The organism is Pseudomonas sp. JQ170C (assembly GCF_035581345.1).
Taxonomy (GTDB): Bacteria; Pseudomonadota; Gammaproteobacteria; order Pseudomonadales; family Pseudomonadaceae; genus Aquipseudomonas.
This window is the reverse complement of record NZ_CP141608.1, coordinates 2,719,737-2,739,236: the sequence shown is the minus strand read 5'-3', so window position 1 is coordinate 2,739,236 and position 19,500 is coordinate 2,719,737. Positions and strand designations below refer to the sequence as shown.

Annotated in this window: 14 protein-coding genes and 1 pseudogene; 4 read left to right on the top strand and 11 right to left on the bottom strand. The window is 62.6% G+C overall.

All coding sequences use genetic code 11. The features are described 5' to 3' along the window. Positions 1–42 precede the first annotated feature (42 nt). The 3 genes from pgm to U9R80_RS12630 all read right to left on the bottom strand — a co-directional run bounded on the left by pgm (position 43) and on the right by U9R80_RS12630 (position 5,686). The gene (pgm, locus tag U9R80_RS12640; protein WP_301842340.1) at positions 43–1,680 is read right to left on the bottom strand and encodes a phosphoglucomutase (alpha-D-glucose-1,6-bisphosphate-dependent); all 1,638 of its coding nucleotides are present in this window, start codon (positions 1,678–1,680) and stop codon (positions 43–45) included. Between the two features lie 95 nt (positions 1,681–1,775). After that, positions 1,776–4,037, bottom strand: coding sequence for an ATP-dependent DNA helicase (locus U9R80_RS12635; RefSeq protein ID WP_301842339.1), 2,262 nt, complete (start codon positions 4,035–4,037; stop codon positions 1,776–1,778). Continuing rightward, positions 4,034–5,686, bottom strand: coding sequence for a VRR-NUC domain-containing protein (locus tag U9R80_RS12630; RefSeq protein WP_301842389.1), 1,653 nt, complete (start codon positions 5,684–5,686; stop codon positions 4,034–4,036). Before U9R80_RS12630 ends, U9R80_RS12635 begins: the two co-directional genes overlap by 4 nt. A 339-nt stretch (positions 5,687–6,025) precedes the next feature. On the opposite strand from U9R80_RS12630, the gene U9R80_RS12625 reads away from it, so the two are divergent. Together U9R80_RS12625 and U9R80_RS12620 are read left to right on the top strand one after the other, a co-directional pair. After that, positions 6,026–7,444: an OprD family outer membrane porin gene (locus U9R80_RS12625; protein WP_301842338.1), complete on the top strand. Its 1,419-nt coding sequence runs from the start codon at positions 6,026–6,028 to the stop codon at positions 7,442–7,444. 27 nt (positions 7,445–7,471) lie between these two features. After that, on the top strand, positions 7,472–8,392 hold the full coding sequence (locus tag U9R80_RS12620) for a SphA family protein (protein WP_301842337.1): 921 nt from the start codon (positions 7,472–7,474) through the stop codon (positions 8,390–8,392). On the opposite strand, the gene U9R80_RS12615 is transcribed toward U9R80_RS12620, so the two are convergent. From U9R80_RS12615 to U9R80_RS12600, 4 genes are all read right to left on the bottom strand, one after another. After that, positions 8,374–9,777: an aminotransferase-like domain-containing protein gene (locus U9R80_RS12615; protein WP_301842336.1), complete on the bottom strand. Its 1,404-nt coding sequence runs from the start codon at positions 9,775–9,777 to the stop codon at positions 8,374–8,376. The genes U9R80_RS12620 and U9R80_RS12615 overlap by 19 nt on opposite strands. Then, positions 9,774–11,225, bottom strand: coding sequence for a hypothetical protein (locus U9R80_RS12610; RefSeq protein WP_301842335.1), 1,452 nt, complete (start codon positions 11,223–11,225; stop codon positions 9,774–9,776). Before U9R80_RS12610 ends, U9R80_RS12615 begins: the two co-directional genes overlap by 4 nt. A gap of 349 nt (positions 11,226–11,574) precedes the next feature. Continuing rightward, the gene (locus U9R80_RS12605) at positions 11,575–11,859 is read right to left on the bottom strand and encodes a hypothetical protein (protein ID WP_301842334.1); all 285 of its coding nucleotides are present in this window, start codon (positions 11,857–11,859) and stop codon (positions 11,575–11,577) included. 800 nt (positions 11,860–12,659) lie between these two features. Continuing rightward, a complete protein-coding gene (locus U9R80_RS12600) occupies positions 12,660–13,682 on the bottom strand; it encodes a zinc-dependent alcohol dehydrogenase family protein (protein ID WP_301842333.1) in 1,023 nt (340 codons plus the stop codon). A gap of 199 nt (positions 13,683–13,881) precedes the next feature. Between U9R80_RS12600 and U9R80_RS12595 the strand changes: the two genes are divergently transcribed. Together U9R80_RS12595 and U9R80_RS12590 are read left to right on the top strand one after the other, a co-directional pair. Then, positions 13,882–14,796: a LysR family transcriptional regulator gene (locus U9R80_RS12595; protein WP_301842332.1), complete on the top strand. Its 915-nt coding sequence runs from the start codon at positions 13,882–13,884 to the stop codon at positions 14,794–14,796. A gap of 199 nt (positions 14,797–14,995) precedes the next feature. Continuing rightward, a complete protein-coding gene (locus tag U9R80_RS12590) occupies positions 14,996–15,925 on the top strand; it encodes a LysR substrate-binding domain-containing protein (protein WP_301842331.1) in 930 nt (309 codons plus the stop codon). Between the two features lie 23 nt (positions 15,926–15,948). On the opposite strand, the gene U9R80_RS12585 is transcribed toward U9R80_RS12590, so the two are convergent. From U9R80_RS12585 to U9R80_RS27320, 4 genes and pseudogenes are all read right to left on the bottom strand, one after another. Then, positions 15,949–17,541 carry a BCCT family transporter gene (locus U9R80_RS12585; protein ID WP_301842330.1) on the bottom strand — a complete coding sequence of 531 codons (1,593 nt, stop codon included), beginning with the start codon at positions 17,539–17,541 and terminating at the stop codon, positions 15,949–15,951. 169 nt (positions 17,542–17,710) lie between these two features. Beyond that, positions 17,711–18,391 carry a DUF1028 domain-containing protein gene (locus U9R80_RS12580; protein WP_301842329.1) on the bottom strand — a complete coding sequence of 227 codons (681 nt, stop codon included), beginning with the start codon at positions 18,389–18,391 and terminating at the stop codon, positions 17,711–17,713. A gap of 26 nt (positions 18,392–18,417) precedes the next feature. Beyond that, positions 18,418–18,831, bottom strand: a complete 414-nt coding sequence (locus tag U9R80_RS12575; protein ID WP_301842328.1) for a RidA family protein — start codon at positions 18,829–18,831, stop codon at positions 18,418–18,420. Positions 18,832–19,018: 187 nt separating this feature from the next. Next, positions 19,019–19,489 (bottom strand): annotated as a pseudogene (locus U9R80_RS27320) (HutD family protein); the annotation flags it as partial. Positions 19,490–19,500: the final 11 nt, after the last annotated feature.

The following is a 19,500-nucleotide window of genomic DNA, read 5'->3' as shown; positions in this document are numbered from 1 at the left end:
AGCGGCTACGACAGCGGGCTTGCCCCGCCTTACCTTTAGCGCTTACGCAATAGCCGCATCCACCAGCTCCTGCGCCTCGGCCACCAGCCGCTGCAGGTGTGCTTCATCCACAAAGCTTTCGGCGTAGATCTTGTAGATGTCCTCGGTGCCCGATGGCCGTGCGGCGAACCAGCCGTTGGCGGTCATCACTTTCAGGCCGCCAATGGCCTGGTTGTTGCCCGGCGCATGACTGAGGATCTGCTCGATCGGCTCGCCCGCCAAGGTGGTGGACTTGACCTGCTCCGGCGCCAGCTTGCTCAGCAGGGCCTTTTGCTGCGGGCTGGCCTTGGCCTCGACCCGCGTGGCGAACGGCTCGCCCAGTTCAGCGGTCAGCTCGGCGTAGGCCTGGCTTGGGTCGCGGCCGGTGCGTGCGGTGATTTCCGCCGCCAGCAGGGCCGGGATCAGGCCATCCTTGTCGGTGGTCCAGACGCTGCCGTCCTTGCGCAGGAACGAGGCACCGGCGCTCTCTTCGCCACCAAAGCCCAGGCTGCCGTCAAACAGGCCATCGGCAAAGAATTTGAACCCCACCGGCACCTCGAACAGGCGACGGCCCAGGCGCGCGGTTACGCGGTCGATCAGGCCGCTGCTGACCACGGTCTTGCCCACGGCGGCATCGCTGCGCCATTGCGGACGGTGCTGGAACAGGTAGTCGATGGCCACGGCCAGGTAGTTGTTCGGTGCCAGCAGGCCGCTCGGGGTCACGATACCGTGGCGGTCATGATCCGGGTCGCAGGCAAAGGCCACGTCGAAACGCTCGCGCAGGCCGATCAGGCCCTGCATGGCGTGGGGCGAGGACGGGTCCATGCGGATCTGCCCGTCCCAGTCGACGCTCATGAAGCGGAAAGTCGGATCAACCTCGGTGTTGACCACTTCCAGGTTCAGCTTGTAGTGCTCGGCAATCGCCGACCAGTAGCGCACCCCGGCCCCGCCCAGCGGGTCGACGCCCAGGCGCAGATTGGCACTGCGGATCACGTCGAAGTCGATCACGTTTTCAAGGTCGGCGACGTAATTGCCCACGTAGTCGTGGCGATGGGTCGTGCTGGCCGCCAGTGCCTGCTCGTGATCCATGCGCTTGAGGCCGTTCAGGCCGGCGGCCAGCAGCTCGTTGGCCTTGGCTTCGATCCACTTGGTGACGTCGCTGTCGGCCGGGCCGCCATTAGGCGGGTTGTACTTGAAGCCACCGCTTTGTGGCGGGTTGTGCGACGGCGTGATGACGATGCCGTCGGCCAGGCCGCTGCTGCGCCCGCGGTTGTAGCAGATGATCGCGTGGGACACCGCCGGCGTCGGGGTGTACTCGTCGTCCTTCGACAGCATGACCTGCACACCGTTGGCTGCCATCACCTGCAGGGCACTGGCCGCCGCCGGGGTCGACAAGGCGTGGGTATCGGCGCCGATGAACAGCGGGCCGTCGATCCCTTTGCTCTGGCGGTACAGGCAGATGGCCTGGCTGATTGCCAGCACATGGTGCTCATTGAAACTCAGGTCCAGCGAGCTGCCCCGGTGCCCCGAGGTGCCGAACGCAACCCGCTGGGTAGCGACGCTGGCATCGGGCTGGCCGGTGTAGTAGGCGGTCAACAGGCGGGGGATATCCACCAGCACGGAGGCTGGAGCCGGTTTGCCTGCCAAAGGACTGAGCTTCATGCAAAACCTCAAGAAAGGATGTTCAGGGTAATGAAATTGCAGAGTTTACTGGCACTTTGACCGGCACGCGACGCCAATGCTCCCCACCCACGCAATTATTTCTGCCGGGGTGCCCACCACGCCGGGAACATGGCTTGCACCCGAGGCTCGGCGAAGCGGTCATCGATGAGCATGACCGTGCCCCTGTCCTCGGTGCCGCGAATCACCCTGCCGGCGGCCTGGATCACTTTCTGCACCCCGGGATACAGGTAGGTGTAGTCAAACCCGGCGCCGAACAAACGGTTCATGCGCTGCTTGATCTGCTCATTCACCGGATTGACCTGGGGCAGGCCGAGGGTGGCGACAAAGGCGCCGATCAAGCGCGTACCCGGCAAATCGACGCCCTCGCCAAACGCACCGCCGAGGACGGCGAACCCCACCCCCCGCCCCTGCACCACGAAGCGATCAAGAAACGCCTGACGCTGCCCTTCATCCATGCCCGATGCCTGACGCCACTGGGGGATGTCGGGGTGCTCGTCGGCCAAGCGCTCGGCGACTTGTTGCAAGTACTCGAAGCTGCTGAAGAACGCCAGGTAATTGCCCGGTTCGGCGGCATATTGGCTAGCGATCAGCGCCACAATCGGCGCCAGGGAAGCCGCGCGATGCTGAAAACGGGTCGAGACCTGGCTCACCAGCTGCACGTTCAGCTGCTCGGCCGCAAACGGCGAGGCAACCTCCAGCCACCCGGTATCCGCCGGCATGCCCAGCAGGTCGGCGTAATAGCGCCGCGGCCCCAGGGTCGCGGAAAACAGCGTGGCGCTGCGCGCGGCCGCCATGCGCGGCCCGATCTGCGCGGCCGGCACCACATTGCGCAGGCACAGGGTGGACAGGCTGCGCTTGCCCGGCCCTTCGCGCTTGCTGATGTCGAACAGAAAGTGTGCGTCATACAGCTCGCTGACCCGCACGAACTGCAACGCCTGAAAGAAGAACTGCAGCACCGCCGGGTCGATACCCGCCGGTTGCTGGTTCAGTTGCTCCTGGATCTGGCCGATGCACTGCTGCAGCGCCTTGAGAAACGCCTCAGGCAGTTCATCGACTACCCGATAAGGCGCCACCTGCGCCTTGTGCAGCGCATTCCATTGGCGATTGAGGCGATCCAGCGCGCTGCCGATACCCGCCGGCTTGCTGCGGCGCAGGCTGTGCAGTTGCCACTGATCGAGGCTGGCGCTGTACATCTGCCGCGCCCGCTCCACCAGGTTGTGGGCCTCGTCCACCAGCACCGCCAGGCGCCACTGATTGACCTGGGCCAGGCCATGCAGCAAGGCGCTCTGGTCGAAGTAATAGTTGTAGTCGGCGACCAGCACATCGACCCAGCGCGCCATCTCCTGCCCCAGGTAGTAGGGGCAGACCTGATGGGCCTGGGCAATCTCGCGCACCGCCGCCTTGTCGAGGATGGCCACCGCCTGCGCAGCCTGGCGCGCTGCCGGCAACCGATCATAGAAGCCCTTGGCCAAGGGACAGGCCTCGCCATGGCAGGCGGTGCCGGGAAACTCACAGGCCTTGTCCCGCGCCACCAGCTCCAGGCTGCGCAGTGCAAGCGCCGGGGCGCTGGCCTGGACCTGCTGCAGGGCCTCCAGGGCCAGCGCGCGCCCTGGGGTCTTGGCGGTGAGGAAGTAGATTTTGTCCAGCTGCTGCGGCACCACGGCCTTGAGCAACGGAAACAGCGTGCCGAGGGTCTTGCCGATGCCCGTGGTGGCCTGGGCCATCAGGCAACGGCCGGTACTGACGGCCTTGTACACGGTTTCGGCCAGTTCACGCTGGCCACGGCGAAATTGCCCGTGGGGAAAGGCCAGCGCTTGCAGCCCGCTATCGCGCAGGGCGACTCGTTGCGACTGTTGCTCGGCCCAGTGCAGGAACCGGGTGCAGAGGTCGTTGAAGAACTGCTCCAGCTCAGCGGCGCTGCAGGGCTGTTCGATCACGGTCTGGGTGTCGCTGTCCACATCCAGGTACACCAGCGCCAGGTCGATGGCGGCCAGCTGGCGCTGCTGGCACAACAGCCAGCCATAGACCTTGGCCTGCGCCCAGTGCAGTTGCCGGTGGTTGTCGGGCTGACGGGCAAGGTCGCCACGGTGGGTCTTGATCTCTTCCAGGCGATTGAGCCGTGGATCATAGCCATCGGCCCTGCCCCGTACCTGCAAGGGGCCAAACTGCCCTTCAAGGCTGATTTCCGCCTCATAGTCAGGCCCGCGCCTGCCCACCACCCGCTGATGACCGCTGATGCCTTCCTGGGCGGTGGGCGATGGGGTGAAGCGCAAATCCAGATCACCGACCTTGGCGCAGAACTCGCACAGTGCCCGTACCGCCACGCAGTAACTCATGTGGGCTCGACGCCCCAGCGTACCTGGCACACCTCGACCGGCAGGCCGTGTTCGGCACAGAAGTCGATCCAGCGCAGTTGGTTGTCCTGCAGGCGATCACCCGGGCCTTTGACCTCGATCATTCGGTAACGCTGTTGCTCGGGCCAGAACTGGATCAGGTCGGGCATGCCGGCACGGTTGGTCTGGATATCGTCGAGCAGACGGATGAAGCACTGCTTCAAGTGCTGTGCCGGCAAGCAGGCCAGGGCCTGATCGAGCAAGCTGTCAGTGAGCACCTGCCAGTAGACGAAGGGCGATTGCAGCCCCTGTTTGCAGGCGTAGTGGCGGCGGATGGTGTGCACGTAACGGCCATCGTCGAGCTGCGCCAGGCAGTCGGCGAACAGGCCCGCCCGGCGCGCCTGGAACTCGGGGTCGTGCAGGTCTTGGGGCGCGCTCTGGAACGGGTGGAAGAATGCCCCCGGCAACGGCGCGAACAGCGCTTCCCAGCACAACAGCCCGAACAGGCTGTTGAACAGGGTATTTTCCACGTAGTGCACTTGTCCGCCCTGCGCCTGCAGGTGCAGCTGGACCGCTTGCTCCACACCCAGGACAGCCTGCTCCGGCGGCAACTGCAGCTCGATCAGGGCAACGGCCGGTTTGCTGCGCCGAGGTTGCGCAGGCCCGCCCAGCTTGCGCTGCAAGCGCGGCAACATGCGCGCCAGGGCCTGGACTTCGAGGGGCCCCGCCGGTTGCCGGGCAACCTCCAGGGCCTGCTCATGGGCCTGCGCCCATTGCTCGCTGCGCTCGAGCACCCGGATCCGACGAATGCGCGCCTGCGGGTGCTGGCTGTGCGGGTACACCTGCAGGGCCAGGTCCCAGTCCCCCAGGCGTTCGCAGTACTGGCCAAGCTGGAACAGCACGCGGGAGCGGCGGCGCAGCAGCCAGGGGTTGTCGCTGTTCACCGCCTGGACCTGCGCCAGCACCTGGTGCACCGGCGTGCCCTGTTCAAGCAACTCGGCGCAGCGATGCAGGGCCAGGGCCATGTCGATATCGCTGCGCTGGCGCAGGGCTCGTGAGTCGTCGCTGAAGGCAACCTGCTCGTAGCGCAGCAGGCCCAGGTCTGCGAGGACGAATTCCGACCAGTCCTGGTACAGGTTGCCGAAAAACAGCAGGCGCAGGCGATCACACAGGGCCTGCAACTGCAGCGTGATGATGGGCTCGTCAAAGCCCGGCAACCACGCGTGCAACGGCTGTGGTGGCTGCTCCAGGGCCTGTAGCTGGGCGTACAGCTCGGCCTTGGCCGCTCGCGGGCGGACCAGTTGCGCGGCGAAGCCGTGGGCGATTTCATCCTTGCGCAGCACCTGGAACAGCTGCTCCAGGCTCAAGGGGCTGTCGTCAGTGACCCAGCCGTGTTCAAGCAGCGGTTGCAGCGCCTGCGAGGGCGGGCCGATCTCGGCATAGACGAGTTTGCTGGGCCGAAACAGTTCGCCCTTGCGCATCACCATGCGCACCAACAGCGCCTGGGCAGCACGAGGCAGGCAGGGAAACTGCGTGATGAACGCTTGCTCGCTGTCGTCCAGCAGATCGGCATAGCGCAGCCCGATCCAGTGAAGTACCTGCTGGAAGTTGGAGAGGTAATAGAACGGTTCGTCGACGGAGTGGGCAATCACGGCAAGGCTACTGGCAGGCATCAATGGCACTGGTTATACATACAGACCCCCAGGTTTGGCAACCGGCCTGTCGACCACTGATCGGTCAGCGCCGGCCTCGCGTCTGCTAGCACGCCCCCGCTCCCCTGCTCGGCTACTTTCAATGACAGCGCCAACGCCTGTGCGCGGCTGAATGATCGTTCCAGCAATGGAACACAGAAGCCCGGCGATGCGGACTACTCCCGCCCAGTGAACCGATTAAAGTCGCAGGCTGTTCGCATCCAGCGCCTGCTTGCGAGGTATTTCGACCTGGTGCCGTCCCACTGCGGGAACAGCACCACCATCCGGGGCTACAGACTGATGAACCGAATCATCCCGTGTCGATCACCGCTGGTCCTGGTCAGCCTGGTGTGGGTGTCCACCAGCAGCCTGGCGGACAACTCCCTGGGCCAGCGGGACAACATCAACCTGGACCTGACCCAGCGCCAACACGCCGAACTGGCCATCGCCCCGGGCCTTGCCAGTGGGTCGAGCCTCAATGGCCTGCTGCGCAACTATTACTTCGGCCGTGACAACCATCACACCCCGGCACGCCGCGACCAGCGCGAATGGGCGCAGGGTGTGCTGCTGTCGTTTCGCTCCGGCTACACCGACACCCTGATCGGCATGGGCCTGGATGTGCACGGCTTCAGCGCCGTCAGGCTCGATGGCGGGGGCGGAAGCGGCGGTGCCGGGCTGTTGCCGCTGAACAGCCGGGGCCAGCTGGAGGATGAGTTCTCCGCAGCCGGGGCCGCCATGAAGTTTCGGGCCTTCGACAGCCTGCTCAAGGTCGGTGACCAGTTACTGGAAAATCCGCTGATCGCCAGCGGCAGCAGCCGCCTGTTCCCCCAGAGTTATCGGGGCGTGACGGTGAAGAACTTCAGTATCGAGCGGCTGATGTTCGATGCGGGCTGGGTGGAGTCGACGCGCCTGCGCAACCAGAGCGGCCACAGCAACCTGCAAAGTGCCTACGGCAACGGCAACCGTGCAGGCGTTGCCCCCGACCGCGAAAGCTCGCACATGACCTGGCTGGGGGCGACCTACGGTGCGGTGCAAACCCTGAACCTGACCTGGTACAGCGGCCGCCTCCAGGACCTCTGGGACCAACACTACCTGGGCCTGAGCCAGACCTTCAGCCTGCAGCACGATCTGCGCCTGACCCCTTACCTGCACTATTTCAAGACCCGCGACCAGGGCCGCAGCCAACTGGGCAGCATCGACAACGACGCCTACAGCGCCGGCCTCACCCTGGCTCGGGAGGGCCAATCGCTCAGCCTGGGCCTGCAGAAAATCGACGGTCGCACCCCGTTCGACTTCCTCGCCCAGAACGATCGGACCTTCCTCTACCTGAACAACGCCATGCAGTACGCCGACTTCAACGGCCCCGGGGAAAAGTCCTGGAAGCTGCAGTACCAGACCAGCCTCCAGGCCCTGCGCGCGCCGAACCTGCAACTGAGTGTCGGCTATACCCGCGGCGAGGCCGACCTCACCCGGGTCGATCCGGCCAGCCCCGGCTATGGCTACATCTACAACCCCGAGGGCAAGCATGCCAAACACTGGGAGCGCGACATCGCCCTGCGCTACGCCGTGCCCGACGGTCCGGCCAAGGGCCTGAACCTGACGCTGCGCTGGGCCAGCCATCGCCCGGGCGATGGCTACACCGCCCCGGGCAACACCCGCGGCAACGCCAGTGCCGACGAGTACCGCGTGATTCTCGACTATCCCTTCAACCTGCTTTGATCAATAGAAAAAGACTGAGACCCGACCATGCGTGCAGCCCACCTGCCCTCCCTTGGCCTGCTCTGGCCGCTGATGTGCCTCGACGCCCAGGCCGACAGTGTCAGCCTGCCCCCCTTGCCCCTGGGCAATACCAGTTTCCTCGATGGCATCACCCTCCCCGGTACGCTGTTCGAGTTGCCGGTCCAGTACAACCGCAGCAACCAGGCCGTCGATGCCGGCGGCCACTCGGTGCCAGGCCGTCAGCGGGTGCGCAGCGCCACGGTGTTGCCGCACCTGGCCTACATCAGCGAACAACGGATAGCGGGTGCCTACTACGGCGCGGAAATCCTCTTGCCGCTGGTGCACCTGGACCTGGACATCGACAACGGACCGCACGGCACCCGTACCCGCCAGGGCGACCTAGTGGTCAGCCCGTTGCTGCTGCAATGGGACCCGGTCACGTTGTTCGGCAGGCCCTTCTGGCAACGCTTGAACTTCGTCTTCACGCTGCCCACCGGCGATTACGACAAGAGCGCGCAGATCAACACCGGCAGCAATGTCTGGACCTTCAGCCCCCACTACGCCTTCACCTGGCTCGCCAGCGAGCGCCTGGAGTTCAGCGGGCGCCTTCATTACGCCTGGAACAGCCGCAACGACAGCCCGGCCGAACACCTGCAGGCCGATGACATTCAGCCGGGTCAAGCCGTACACAGCAACTTTGCCGCCTCCTATGCCGTGGACGAGCACTGGCGTGTGGGGCTGGCGGGCTACCACCTCAAGCAGATCAGTGCCGACCGGATCGACGGCCACCGCCAACACGACTCCAAGGAGCAGGTGCTGGGCATCGGCCCCGGCGTGCGCTACAGCACCGGTGCTCACAGCCTGTTCGTCAACTATTACAGCGAGTCGGGCGCACGCAACCGTGCCGAGGGCGAGCAATTGACGTTGCGTTACCTGCTGGTCTTCTGAGCCCGTTGCAGCTCCTCGTGCAACACACTCAACCCCTGCTGCAGGTCACCTTGCTGGCGTGACGGCCATCCCAGGCGCATGTGCTGGCGATAATGGCCCTGCAGGCTGAACAACTCGCCCGGCGCAATCACCAGGCCCTGGTCGAGCAAGCGGTGAAACAGCGCCCGGGTATCCAGCGGTGCTCGCGCCTGTGCCCACACGGTTGCGCCCCCCGCCGGCATCTGGAACCGCAACTGGCCACCGAGCTGCACCTGCATCTGCCGGTGCAGGTGCGCCACCGACTCGCGCAGGTACTGGCGCAGTTGCTCAAGGTGCACATCGATACGTCCTTTGGCATACAGGCGCGCGACCGCTTGCTGGCGCAACGGCGGTAAGCGAAAGCCACGCGTCATGAACGCGCGCTGCAACTGCGCCTGGCAGTTGCGCGACAGCAGGTAGGCATAAGGGGCCTCGGCGCCGATGGTGCGCTCGAGCGAAGACATGATCAGCAGCCGCTGGGGATTAACCAGATCGCGCAGGCATTGCGTTGGGCGGTCGAAACACCATTCGGCATCCAGGTCGTTTTCCAGCAGCCACACACCATGGCGATCCAATAGTCGGGCGATGCCGTGACGCTGCTCGTCGGACATCACGCTGCCTTGAGGGCAATTCAGATGGGAGGCCAGCATCACCAGGCGTACCGGCTCTGTCGTGAGGACAGCGGCCAGTTGCTCGAGGTCCACTTCGCCCCGATCCCCAAGGGGCAGCTCGATGACCTGCAGCCCTGCCGACTGCAGTATCCGCAGCAGCCGCCAGGAACACGGGGTGGTGACCACGACCTTGCAGCCACGCAGCTCCAGCGCCGCCACCAGCATGTCGACCAATGCCCGCAAGTCGCCCGCCAGGTAGACGTCCTCGGCGCTCCAGTACAACTGCGCCGAGCGGGTATAACGGGCCGCCAATGCCGCGCGCAGCTCCAGTTCCCCGCAAGGATGGGCGTTTGCCACGGGGCGTGGATACTGGCGCAGCAATCGCCGCTCCGTACCCAGCAAGGTTGCCTCCAGCGAGGGCAACGTCTGCCCTCGGCCGCTGCTGAGGACCAGCATCCGTGGCCGGTTGGCGTAATGCTGCAGGTCATGCAGCAAGTCCCCTGCCGTCCCTGTGCGCAGCCCGGTGTCCGGGCCGCAGGCAAAGTAACCGGACTTGGGCACCGGTTGCACCCGCCCCTCATGTTCGAGCAGCGAGTAGGCGTACTGGACGGTGGAGATAGACACGTTCAGGCGCTGGGCCACGTCTCGCAGCGAAGGCAACTTGCAATAGCTGCCCGGCGCCATCTGCGCAATCAGCTCGAGCAGGTACCGATAGACCGCCTGGTAGGCAAAGCGGCTGAGCTTCTCGTGCTTCATCCATACACGCCAGGCTGCTCGACCCTGGCCAGGCCCGGCTGCGACGCCGGTGCCTGCCGATGTCGCAGGTCGGCGCCGCGGCACTGCAACCCGAGCAACAACCCCTCGGCTACCGCCTCCCGGCGGTAGAGCATGCGCAGGTGTGTCAGCGCCAGGCCGCTGATGTCCACCAACCACTGCACCACGGGCTCAGGCGCCGGCTCACCGCGCAGGGTTTTGTGCAAATAGGGCAACGCCACCAGCATGCCGGGATGACAACGCTGCAGAAACGACTCAAGGCGCCGCCCCTGGGCCACAAAGGGGCTGAACACCAGGCACACCAGCTGTGTGTCGCTCAAGCCGTAATGCTTGAGCGCAAACCCACTGGCCTCGGCGCGCCACTGCTTGCCGGCGTCCCGGTGCCAACGCACCTGTGCAGTGGCCAGCAAGGCCGTGGGCAACCCATTACGCGGCACCTGGGCACGCACCTGGCGCCGGTACTCCTCCATGCCCTCGGCGTAACTGCCGTTGCCCAGAAACTCGGCTCGCAGGCCTTGCAGATGGGCCAACAGCATGGGGTTGGCCATGCCGGTACGCGGCGAGGAAAGCACCTGGTCGTCCATGCGGTAGCCGAGAAAACCATCGAGGCGCTCGCCCGGCGATGCGCGATCCGACACCAGGTCATCGATGGTGACAAAGCGTAATGCCGGGCGGCCGGAGTCCATCTCATGCGCCTGCACCTGCACACGCCCGTGCAGTTGATCGAGGTAGCGCCTGCGCAACGCGCTAAGCCCTTGCAACAAAGTGCGGGCACAGGCATGAAGCGGCCGCGCGCCCAACAGCCTGGCCTGGCGCAGCGCCCGCCGGTTCCAGGCCAGAAAACGCTTGCGATCCGATAGCGTGTCGGCACTGATCACCGCATCGACCCCACCCTCCCAGTACGACGCCAGGTAAGCGATCTCGGCCAGGTGCAGGTAGCCATGGCTGGCAAAGTTGACCGTTGCCCTCGGGTCATCCAGGACGTGCCCACACAGCAGCCACTCCTGGCGCTCGGCCAGTTGCTGGTCGAGCGAAGGCAGGCGGCGACTGTCAAAGGGCCGTAGCTGTTGATCATCGAACACCAGCAGTTCGATACGCGGGTCGTCGTACAGGAACAAGGCCGAGAAACTGCGGTCAAGGTTCGCCCGCGTGGTGGCACTCATGCCGGCCTGCCAGGCGGTGACGATACGCAGCTGGAAGGTGCCGGGGGAACGGGCGGCGATACTCAATTGCGCCGCCCTGAGGCAAGCCAGGGCGTGGGTCGATGATCGGCTGGCATCGAACACGAACATGAGGCGCATGCCTCTTACCCGCTCAATACCACCGGCCGACACGATCAATCGCTGAACCAACAACTGCAATGAAGCGCGCTGCGCCTGTGACAAGTGTTCAAGCAAGCGCTGCAACACTTGTTGATAGATATATTGCATGGCTTGCTCGTGAATGCTGCTGCCCATAACACCACCTGAATATCAGTAACAGCCGACCGAAAGTTATCGCAGCCGCGAACCTTTTCAACTAGAGACCACTCAGAACATCAACTTGAAGTCCTAGGAAACTTCCCACGCCTGCTTAAGGCATCGAGACAAAGTGTTTAGCCACCTGCCCCGCCACAATCGCCCAGCCTCGCCGTTACCCACCGTTCCACCCATACGCCACATGACCATGACTCACTCCCTGAGTACACATATGACCCGTTATTATCGAGCGTTGGCAGACGATTAAAAGATACAGAACAGGTGAAAAAACCCGTTCAGTTTCGTTCAGTCAACAGCCCATTTATTCGCCATACACCGCTGCAGTTTTGCGCCCCTTAAACATAAAAGAAGTACGTATTACACAAAGATTAAAGTCGTGATTGAAACTTCCTAAAGCCTGCAGGAAAACGCCCACAAAAAAGCCCGAGCTACGATGCTCGGGCTTTTTTTGGTTCTTCGTGGATTGTCGGGGACGTTTGGCTTGGATGGTGATGGTGATGGTGATGGTGATGGTGATGGTGATGGTGATGGTGATGGTGATGGTGATGGTGATGGTGAGCTTATTCGTTTTGGAGGGTGACGCCACTGGCCCCTTCCGCCCTTACGGCGGGTTCCTTTGGCAAACGCCCCAAAGGAACACAAAGGGCTCGCCCCACCAGGGGCCCTACGCTTCGCTCCGGGTCCCCTCACTCCGGCGTCGCTACGGGGTATCGCGGCCTACGAGTTGCAAGCAACTCTACGTCTCGCGACTTCGGCTATCGCCGAAGGTGCTTCGCACTCACCCCTCCACGACACCTCCGCTCGGCCCTTCTGGTTAACGGGGCGGGTGGATCAAGATCAAGAGCACAATTCGCTGCGCTCTTGCTTTTGGACCAAGGTGAGTCAGTAGGCACCGCTCTTTTGCTTTTGCTTTTGCTCTTTTGCTTTTGCTCTTTTGCTTTTGATCTTGCTTTTGATCTACCTGCCCCGTTAACCAGAAGGGCCGAGTGGAGGTGTCGTGTAGGGGCTAGCGCGAAGCGCCTTCGGCCGTGGCCGAAGTTGCGAAGCGTAGAGTTGCTTGCAACTCGTAGCTCGCAATGCCCCGAAGCGACACCGGAGAGAGGGGACCCGGAGCGAAGCGTAGGGCCCCTGGTGGGGCGAGAATTTTTTGCTTACTTTTTTTTTCGACTGAAAAAAAGTAAGGCGCCGTAAGGGCGCAAAGGTGACTCGGCGCCGCCTTGGCCAATGGATAAGCTCACAAAAGCCACAAGCCACAAGCCACAAAGCCACAAAGCCACAAAGCCACAAAGCCACAAAGCCACAAAGCCACAAAGCCACAAACAACATCAAACCCGTGAAACCGTGAAACCGTGAAGATCCTTTTTTGGCAGGTGCCTGGCGTCAGGTTCAACTGCTGGCCAGATCAAGTACCAGACGGCCACCACAAGGACACTCATCCATATACCGATGCGCCTCGACCACACGCTCGAACGGATACACCTTGATGATCTGAGGCGTCAGCAGTTTGTCAGCGGTGAACTGGTTGATATCGCGCAGCGCCCGGTGCAAGGCGACCTGGTCCTGACTGATGCCCAGTTCCGGCTTGCCGGTAAAGTTGCCGATGCAGTGCACGAAAAACTGGATATTCTTCTGGAACGCGGCGCAGGCCGGGAATGGCGTCTGATTGCCGCCCTGCAGGCCATACAGCACCAGGCTGCCGCGCGGCGCCAGGACATCGCCGAGCAGCGACATCTGCGGGCCGCCCAGGCCATCGAGGACCATGTCGACACCCCGGTTGTCGGTGTACTTGTTGACCTGCATGAGCAGATCCTGCTCCTCGGTGACGATGACTTTGTCGGCACCCAGCGACAGCAGGTACTCGCGCTCGTCGGCCTCCTTGGTCGCGGCGAACACCTTCAGGCCCAGCGCCTTGCCCATCTGCACGAAGGCCGGCCCGGCACAATGGCTGGCGTCGGTCACCAGGGCGGTCTGCCCGGCCTTGGCCCGGGCCAGGTCGACAAAGGCAAAATAGGCAATCAGCAACGGCGTGTAATGCACGCTGGCTTCGATTGGGGTGAGTACCTCGGGGTAGCAGGTCACGGCATTGCGCGGCAAGACGATGACTTCACCGTATACCGGGTGGTCATTGGCACTGCAGGCCGGAAAACTGGCGACCTTGTCGCCCACCACCAGGTCCTCGACGCCCTCGCCCACTGCCGTGACCACACCTGCCATCTCATGACCCATGCCGGCCGGCAAACGCGCCTGGGACGGTGCCAGGTTCTGGCGCCAGAGCACGTCATACCAGCTGATACCAATGGCCTGGACGCGGATCTGGACCTCGCCGGCAGCCGGCTGCGGCTCGGCCTGCTCTTCGATCTTGAGCACCTCGGCCGGGCCGAACTTGTGGAAACGGATCATGCGGGACATCGCAAACCTCGCCTAGTGAAACTCTATTACCCTGAACTCTATCCGGGCTTTTACGGTTAGACCATCAGTGGCCATTAATAGTCAACATGCCTGTCATTGATTGAGGGTAATGCCGCTCGCATCAAATTATGCGGTGCAGGGTAGCAGCCTTTCCCCGTAAGATTCACCCCTGCCCCAACCGTCCAGTGAAGCCGAGCCGATGAACCGTAATGACTTGCGTCGCGTCGACCTGAACCTGCTGATCGTCTTCGAGACCCTGATGCACGAGCGCAGCGTGACCCGCGCCGCGGAAAAACTGTTCCTCGGCCAGCCCGCCATCAGCGCCGCGCTGTCGCGCTTGCGCAACCTCTTCGACGACCCCCTGTTCGTACGCACCGGCCGCAGCATGGAGCCTTCGGCGCGGGCGGTGGAAATCTTCGCCCTGCTGTCACCGGCGCTGGACTCGATCTCCACCGCCGTCAGCCGCGCCGCCGACTTCGATCCTGCCACGAGTACCGCCGTGTTCCGCATCGGCCTATCGGACGATGCCGAGTTCGCCCTGCTGCCGCAGTTGCTCAAGCGCGTGCGCGCCGAAGCCCCGGGCATCGTCCTGGTGGTGCGTCGGGTCAACTACCTGCTGATGCCGGCGCTGCTGGCCAGTGGCGAGATTTCGGTCGGCGTCAGCTGGACCAGCGACCTGCCTGCCAACGCCAAGCGCAAGGTACTGCGACGCAGCAAGCCCAAGGTCCTGCGTGCCGATAGCATGCCGGGGAGCCTGAGCCTGGATGACTTCTGCGCCCGGCCTCACGCCCTGGTGTCGTTTGCCGGCGACCTGGGCGGTTTCATGGACGAGATCCTGGAAAAGCTCGGGCGCAAGCGTCATGTGGTGCTGGCGGTCCCCCAGTTCAACGGCCTGGGCAGCTTGCTGTCGGGCACCGACATCCTCGCCACGGTGCCCGACTACACCGCCGAGGCGCTGACTGCAGCGGGCGGCTTGCGCGCTGAAGATCCGCCGCTTGAGGTGCAGAGCTTCGAGCTGCACATGGCCTGGCGGGGGTCGCAGGACAACGACCCTGGGGAGAGGTGGTTGCGGTCCAGGATTCAGATGTTTTTCGGGGATCCCGATAGCCTTTGAGTGAGCGCCGCGGAAAATCACAAAAACAAATAAGTTACCGTTCGGCGAAGTGACTCTGCTTATCGAAAAAAGTTGGCTAGCACTTTTGAAAATACAGGCCTTGCACAATGGGGGCGATGCAGTTTCCGGGTTAAGGTGGCATGGCGACGTGGGCACATAACAGCTCGACGTCCCCATCACCATAACAAGAGTGACAGCAGTGGCCTCCTATACCTTGCGACAACTTAAGTATTTCGTGAGCACAGTCGACTGTGGAAGCGTTGCCGAAGCCTCCCGCAAGCTGTACATAACCCAGCCCTCCATCTCAAGCGCCATCAAGGGACTGGAGGAAGCGTTCAATGTCCAGTTGTTCATTCGCCACCACGCCCAAGGCCTGGCGCTTACCCCTTCAGGCGCGCGTTTCCATCGCAAGGCCGAACAGTTGCTGCGCATGGCATATGAGTTCGAGCAGAACGCTCTGGCGGAAAACGATGTGGTGGCCGGCACCGTGGATGTTGGTTGCTTCGAGAGCATCGCGCCGCTGTTCATGCCGCGACTCATTGCCGGTTTCCGCGAACGCTATCCAGGCGTCACGATTCGCCTACGCGATGGAGAACAGCAGGAGTTGATGCGCGGCCTCACCGCAGGCAGCTATGACCTGGCGATACTGTATGACTGGGACCTGGACACGACCATCGAGTCCACGCCACTGCTGACGGGCCAACTCCCCTATGCTCTGCTGCCCGCCAATCACCGCTTTGCCTGTCAGCCCCGTGTCTCGTTGCGCGACCTCGTTCATGAGCCCATGATCCTGCTGGACATCCAGCCCAGCTCGACCTATTTCGTCAGTCTGTTCGATAGGCTTGGGCTGCTTCCAAACATTGCCTTCAGCTCACCCTCCATTGAGATGGTGCGAGGTATGGTGGGGCACGGGTTCGGCTTTACCCTGCTGGTTACAAGACCCTTTTCCGACACTACCTATGACGGCAAACCCGTCACTGCCGTGGCAATTGCCGAGACGGTGGATTGCCCAACGCTCGCCGCCGCCTGGCCAAAACGCTCTCAACTGACCAAACCGGCGCAACTGTTCGTCGATTACTGTCATGAGTGTCTGAACGGCGGCCTTCAGGAAAGTCTCAAGGCGCAGTGACTTCGGTCACTGCGCCTTGATGTTCAAACGGCCTCGGTGCGAGCGATGGAGGCGACTTCAGGAGGTGGCGTGTACTGCTCGTCCTCAAGGCCGATGGAGGCATAGTCGAACTGCTTCAGTTGCTCCTCGTCCATGCGTAACTGGCGCACGAAGGACAGTGTCATGATCAGCAGGATGAACAGGATCGGCAACGCCCCCACCGTCGCGGCGATCTGCAGTGACTCCAACCCTCCAACCACCATCAAGGCTATCGGCAGCAACGACAGCGCCACCGCCCAGATCAGGCGTTGCGACCGAGGTGGCTCTTCGCCCTCGACCAGCCTGTCGATGGTGGCCGAGGCCAGGATGTAGGACTTGGAGTTGAACAGTGTGGCCAGGAAGATCACCGCAACGATCGCAAACGCCGCGACGACCCATTTGCCGCCTGGCAGTGTGGCGATGACCTGGACGATGGCTTGCTCGGCACCGACTTCCTTGATCAGGCCAGTCACATTGAGGGCACCGGTCAATTCCAGGTTCAGCGCGTAGTTACCCAGAATCATGTAGAACAACGCACAACCCGAGCTTCCATAGAACAGCATGCCCAGAATCACCTGGCGCAGCGTGCGTCCGCGGGAAATGCGCGTGACAAACAGCCCAAGCGCGGGCGCCAACACAAGCCACCAGGCCCAGTAGAACACTGTCCAGGACTGTGGGAAGCCGCTATGCCCAACGGGGTCGGCCCAGGTACTCATGCGCAGGAATTCCTGCATCATCAGCCCAGCGCTCGTCACCGACATGTCCATGATGAATTGGGTAGGCCCGACGACAAAGACGTAGGCCAGGAGCAACAGCGCCAGGATCACGCTCCAATCCGAAGATTTCTTGATTCCGCGGTCCAGTCGATAGCAGACACTCCATGCGAACAGCGCGGTCACGACGGAAATGATCGCGATGTTCAGGCCGATACCCCGCTCAAAGCCGAACAGGTGGTGCATGCAGGCGGCGATCAGCGGTGTGCCAAGCCCCAGCGAAGTGCCGGCTGCGGCCAGAAGCCCGAGTACGAAGAAGATGTCGATGGCTTTACCCACCGGCCCGTCGACCCAGTCACCCAGCAGTCCCCGGCATGCCTCGCTGATTCGGTATACATAGCGTTTGCGCAGGTAGTAGCAGTAAGCAATCGGCAAGGTGGCCAGTGCAAAGAACGCCCAACCGGTGATGCCCCAGTGGAAAATGCCATAGGCACCGGCCATCTCGATGGCCGAATTGGAGCGAGGTGTCAGCCCCATCGGCGGCGACTGGATATGGTAAGCCCACTCCACTGCGCCCCAGTACAGCACGCCAGTCCCGATACCGGCAGAGAACACCATGGAAGTCCAACTGAAGGCTGAGAACTCGGGGGCTCCCTTGCCGAGGCGGATGTTGCCAAAACGGCTGAACGAGATCCACATGAGGAACAGGACAGTCGCCAGGCCGCCGATAAGATAAAGGCTGCCAAAGGTATTGCTGACAAAGGCAAAGACTGCTTTGACGAAGGATTCTCCTTCCTTCGGATAGAGTGCCAAGGGAAAACTCACCAGCACAATGAGGCCAAGTGAGACGCCAAATATTGATCGATCCACGCGATTGAAACTCATGCGACAACCTCTTATATCGTTGTTATCGGGTCTGAGGGTGGCCTGGGAATACCCAGCCACTCTTGTCTTCTGAGGCAGTTAGGCGGCCAGCGCGTTGCAGCTCAAGATCGGACGCGCTGGCGATTTTGACGTTTCCCTACATCAACTCTTTTGATGGTGCTCCAGCCTGTCACTCGTCACCCGGCACGCCATAACTTGGCGCAGAGGCCGGGTTGATGGCACGCGTGACGTAGGCTTGCATCTCTCCCTCATAGCGTTGCCAAAGCTGGCGTAACTCACGCAAAGGGTCGTCTTCATTCCAGTCCACCCGTAGATCGACCAGCGGCCAAGGATGTTCGTCCGCGACCATCAACGAAGCCGAATGCACCGGGCCCTCCTCGCCACCGGCTTGGTAAAAGCCTGATTCCAACGCAAGAAGCAAGCGTTCTGCCAAGTGCAGGTGTGCATTTTCTTCAAAGGTCTGCACCATGGTCTGCGGCAAAGAACGGGCCTTGAGCAAGTTGCCCGCCGCAACGCAGTCCAGCCCTTGTGCTACCGCATGGGTGCCCAAGGTTTTGCTACCCGAGAAGTTCGCGGTATTGCCGTTGGCATCAATGACGGTGACTTGCCGATACTGGGTGTGACCATGCTCGGCGAGCACCTTGTCCAGGGCCTGACTGGCACTGTCGCCTGCTTCAAGACGCGCAAGGATCAGGGGGCCCAGGGATGGCAAGGTGACGTTCTGGGTGGATACCGCCCCAACGCCGGCACTGGCCCATGGGCAACGTGCGCCTACGCAGATGGAGGACGTCGTGACCGCCACACCGACCATGCCAGTTCGCTCGCACCGCCCCGCTATTGAAAAGGTCATTTTTTATGTCCCTCGTAGTGGATGGTTCAAGCCGGAATGACGGCGGTGACTTCTATCTCCACCAACCACTCAGGGCGGGCGAAGGCGTCAACCACCAGCCCGGTGGAGCAAGGGTGAACACCTTTCAGCCATTTACCCATCGTCTGGTACACCGCTTCGCGATAGCGGATATCGGTGACGTAGACAACGATCCGGCAGATGTGGTCGAGATGACTGCCCGCTTCCTCCAGCAGCATCTTGATGTTCTGCATGGTCTTCTCGGTCTGGGCGATCGGGTCACCGATGTGCAGACATTCACGGGTTTCCAGGTCCTGGGAGACCTGGCCACGCAGGAAGACCATGGTGCCTTTGGCAACGACACCTTGGGAAAGGTCGTTGTCGAGCTTCTGCTCCGGGTAGGTTTCGCGGGTGTTGAACGGACGCAGGCGTTTGTGAATCATGAGGTGCTCCAGAATATGAATGGTTGTTGTACTCGGCTGACGACGAAAGGCTGATAGTGGCGTGATAAACCTGGCCGGCTACCGAGTTGGCAAAACGGACTGCGGGGGTTGGCTCACTGGCTGGCAACAGCAGGAACATCGCGTCATGCTCGAGCAGTTCTGATGGCTGCTCCTGGCCTTCGATGCGCACTTGTGCGCTGCAAGCCAACAGGAAAAACAGCTCGATCCGTAGCCCACCGGCAAGCGGTGCGGCGCAAGAGAAGCCTGAGGACGGCAGGTCGAGAAGTTCATCCGTCACTCGGGTTCCAGGTCGATGAATGATGTTCAGGGCAAAGGCCGACGGCGTTTGCAGCGTGCACTGCAACGCCGCTGTGCCATCGAACTCAAACACCGAGCCTCGATGGCCAAGCGCTGTCCGCCTGAAGGGTGCAGCACAGGCGAATGCGCTGTGGCCACGCACCACCGCATGCCGGCGCAGGTAACCGGGGTAACGGGTGAAGTCGCTGGCAATCCTGTCGATGCTCGCGGCGCCGACGCGCAAGTCGTAGTGCCCCGGTGGCGAGCCTTGCGGCAATACCAGCAGATCGCAGGCCAGGCCCGCCTTGTCGCCCCATGACTGGTACCGTCGGGTGGCCGCTTTATCGAAGAAGATTTCCATGCCGCTTCACC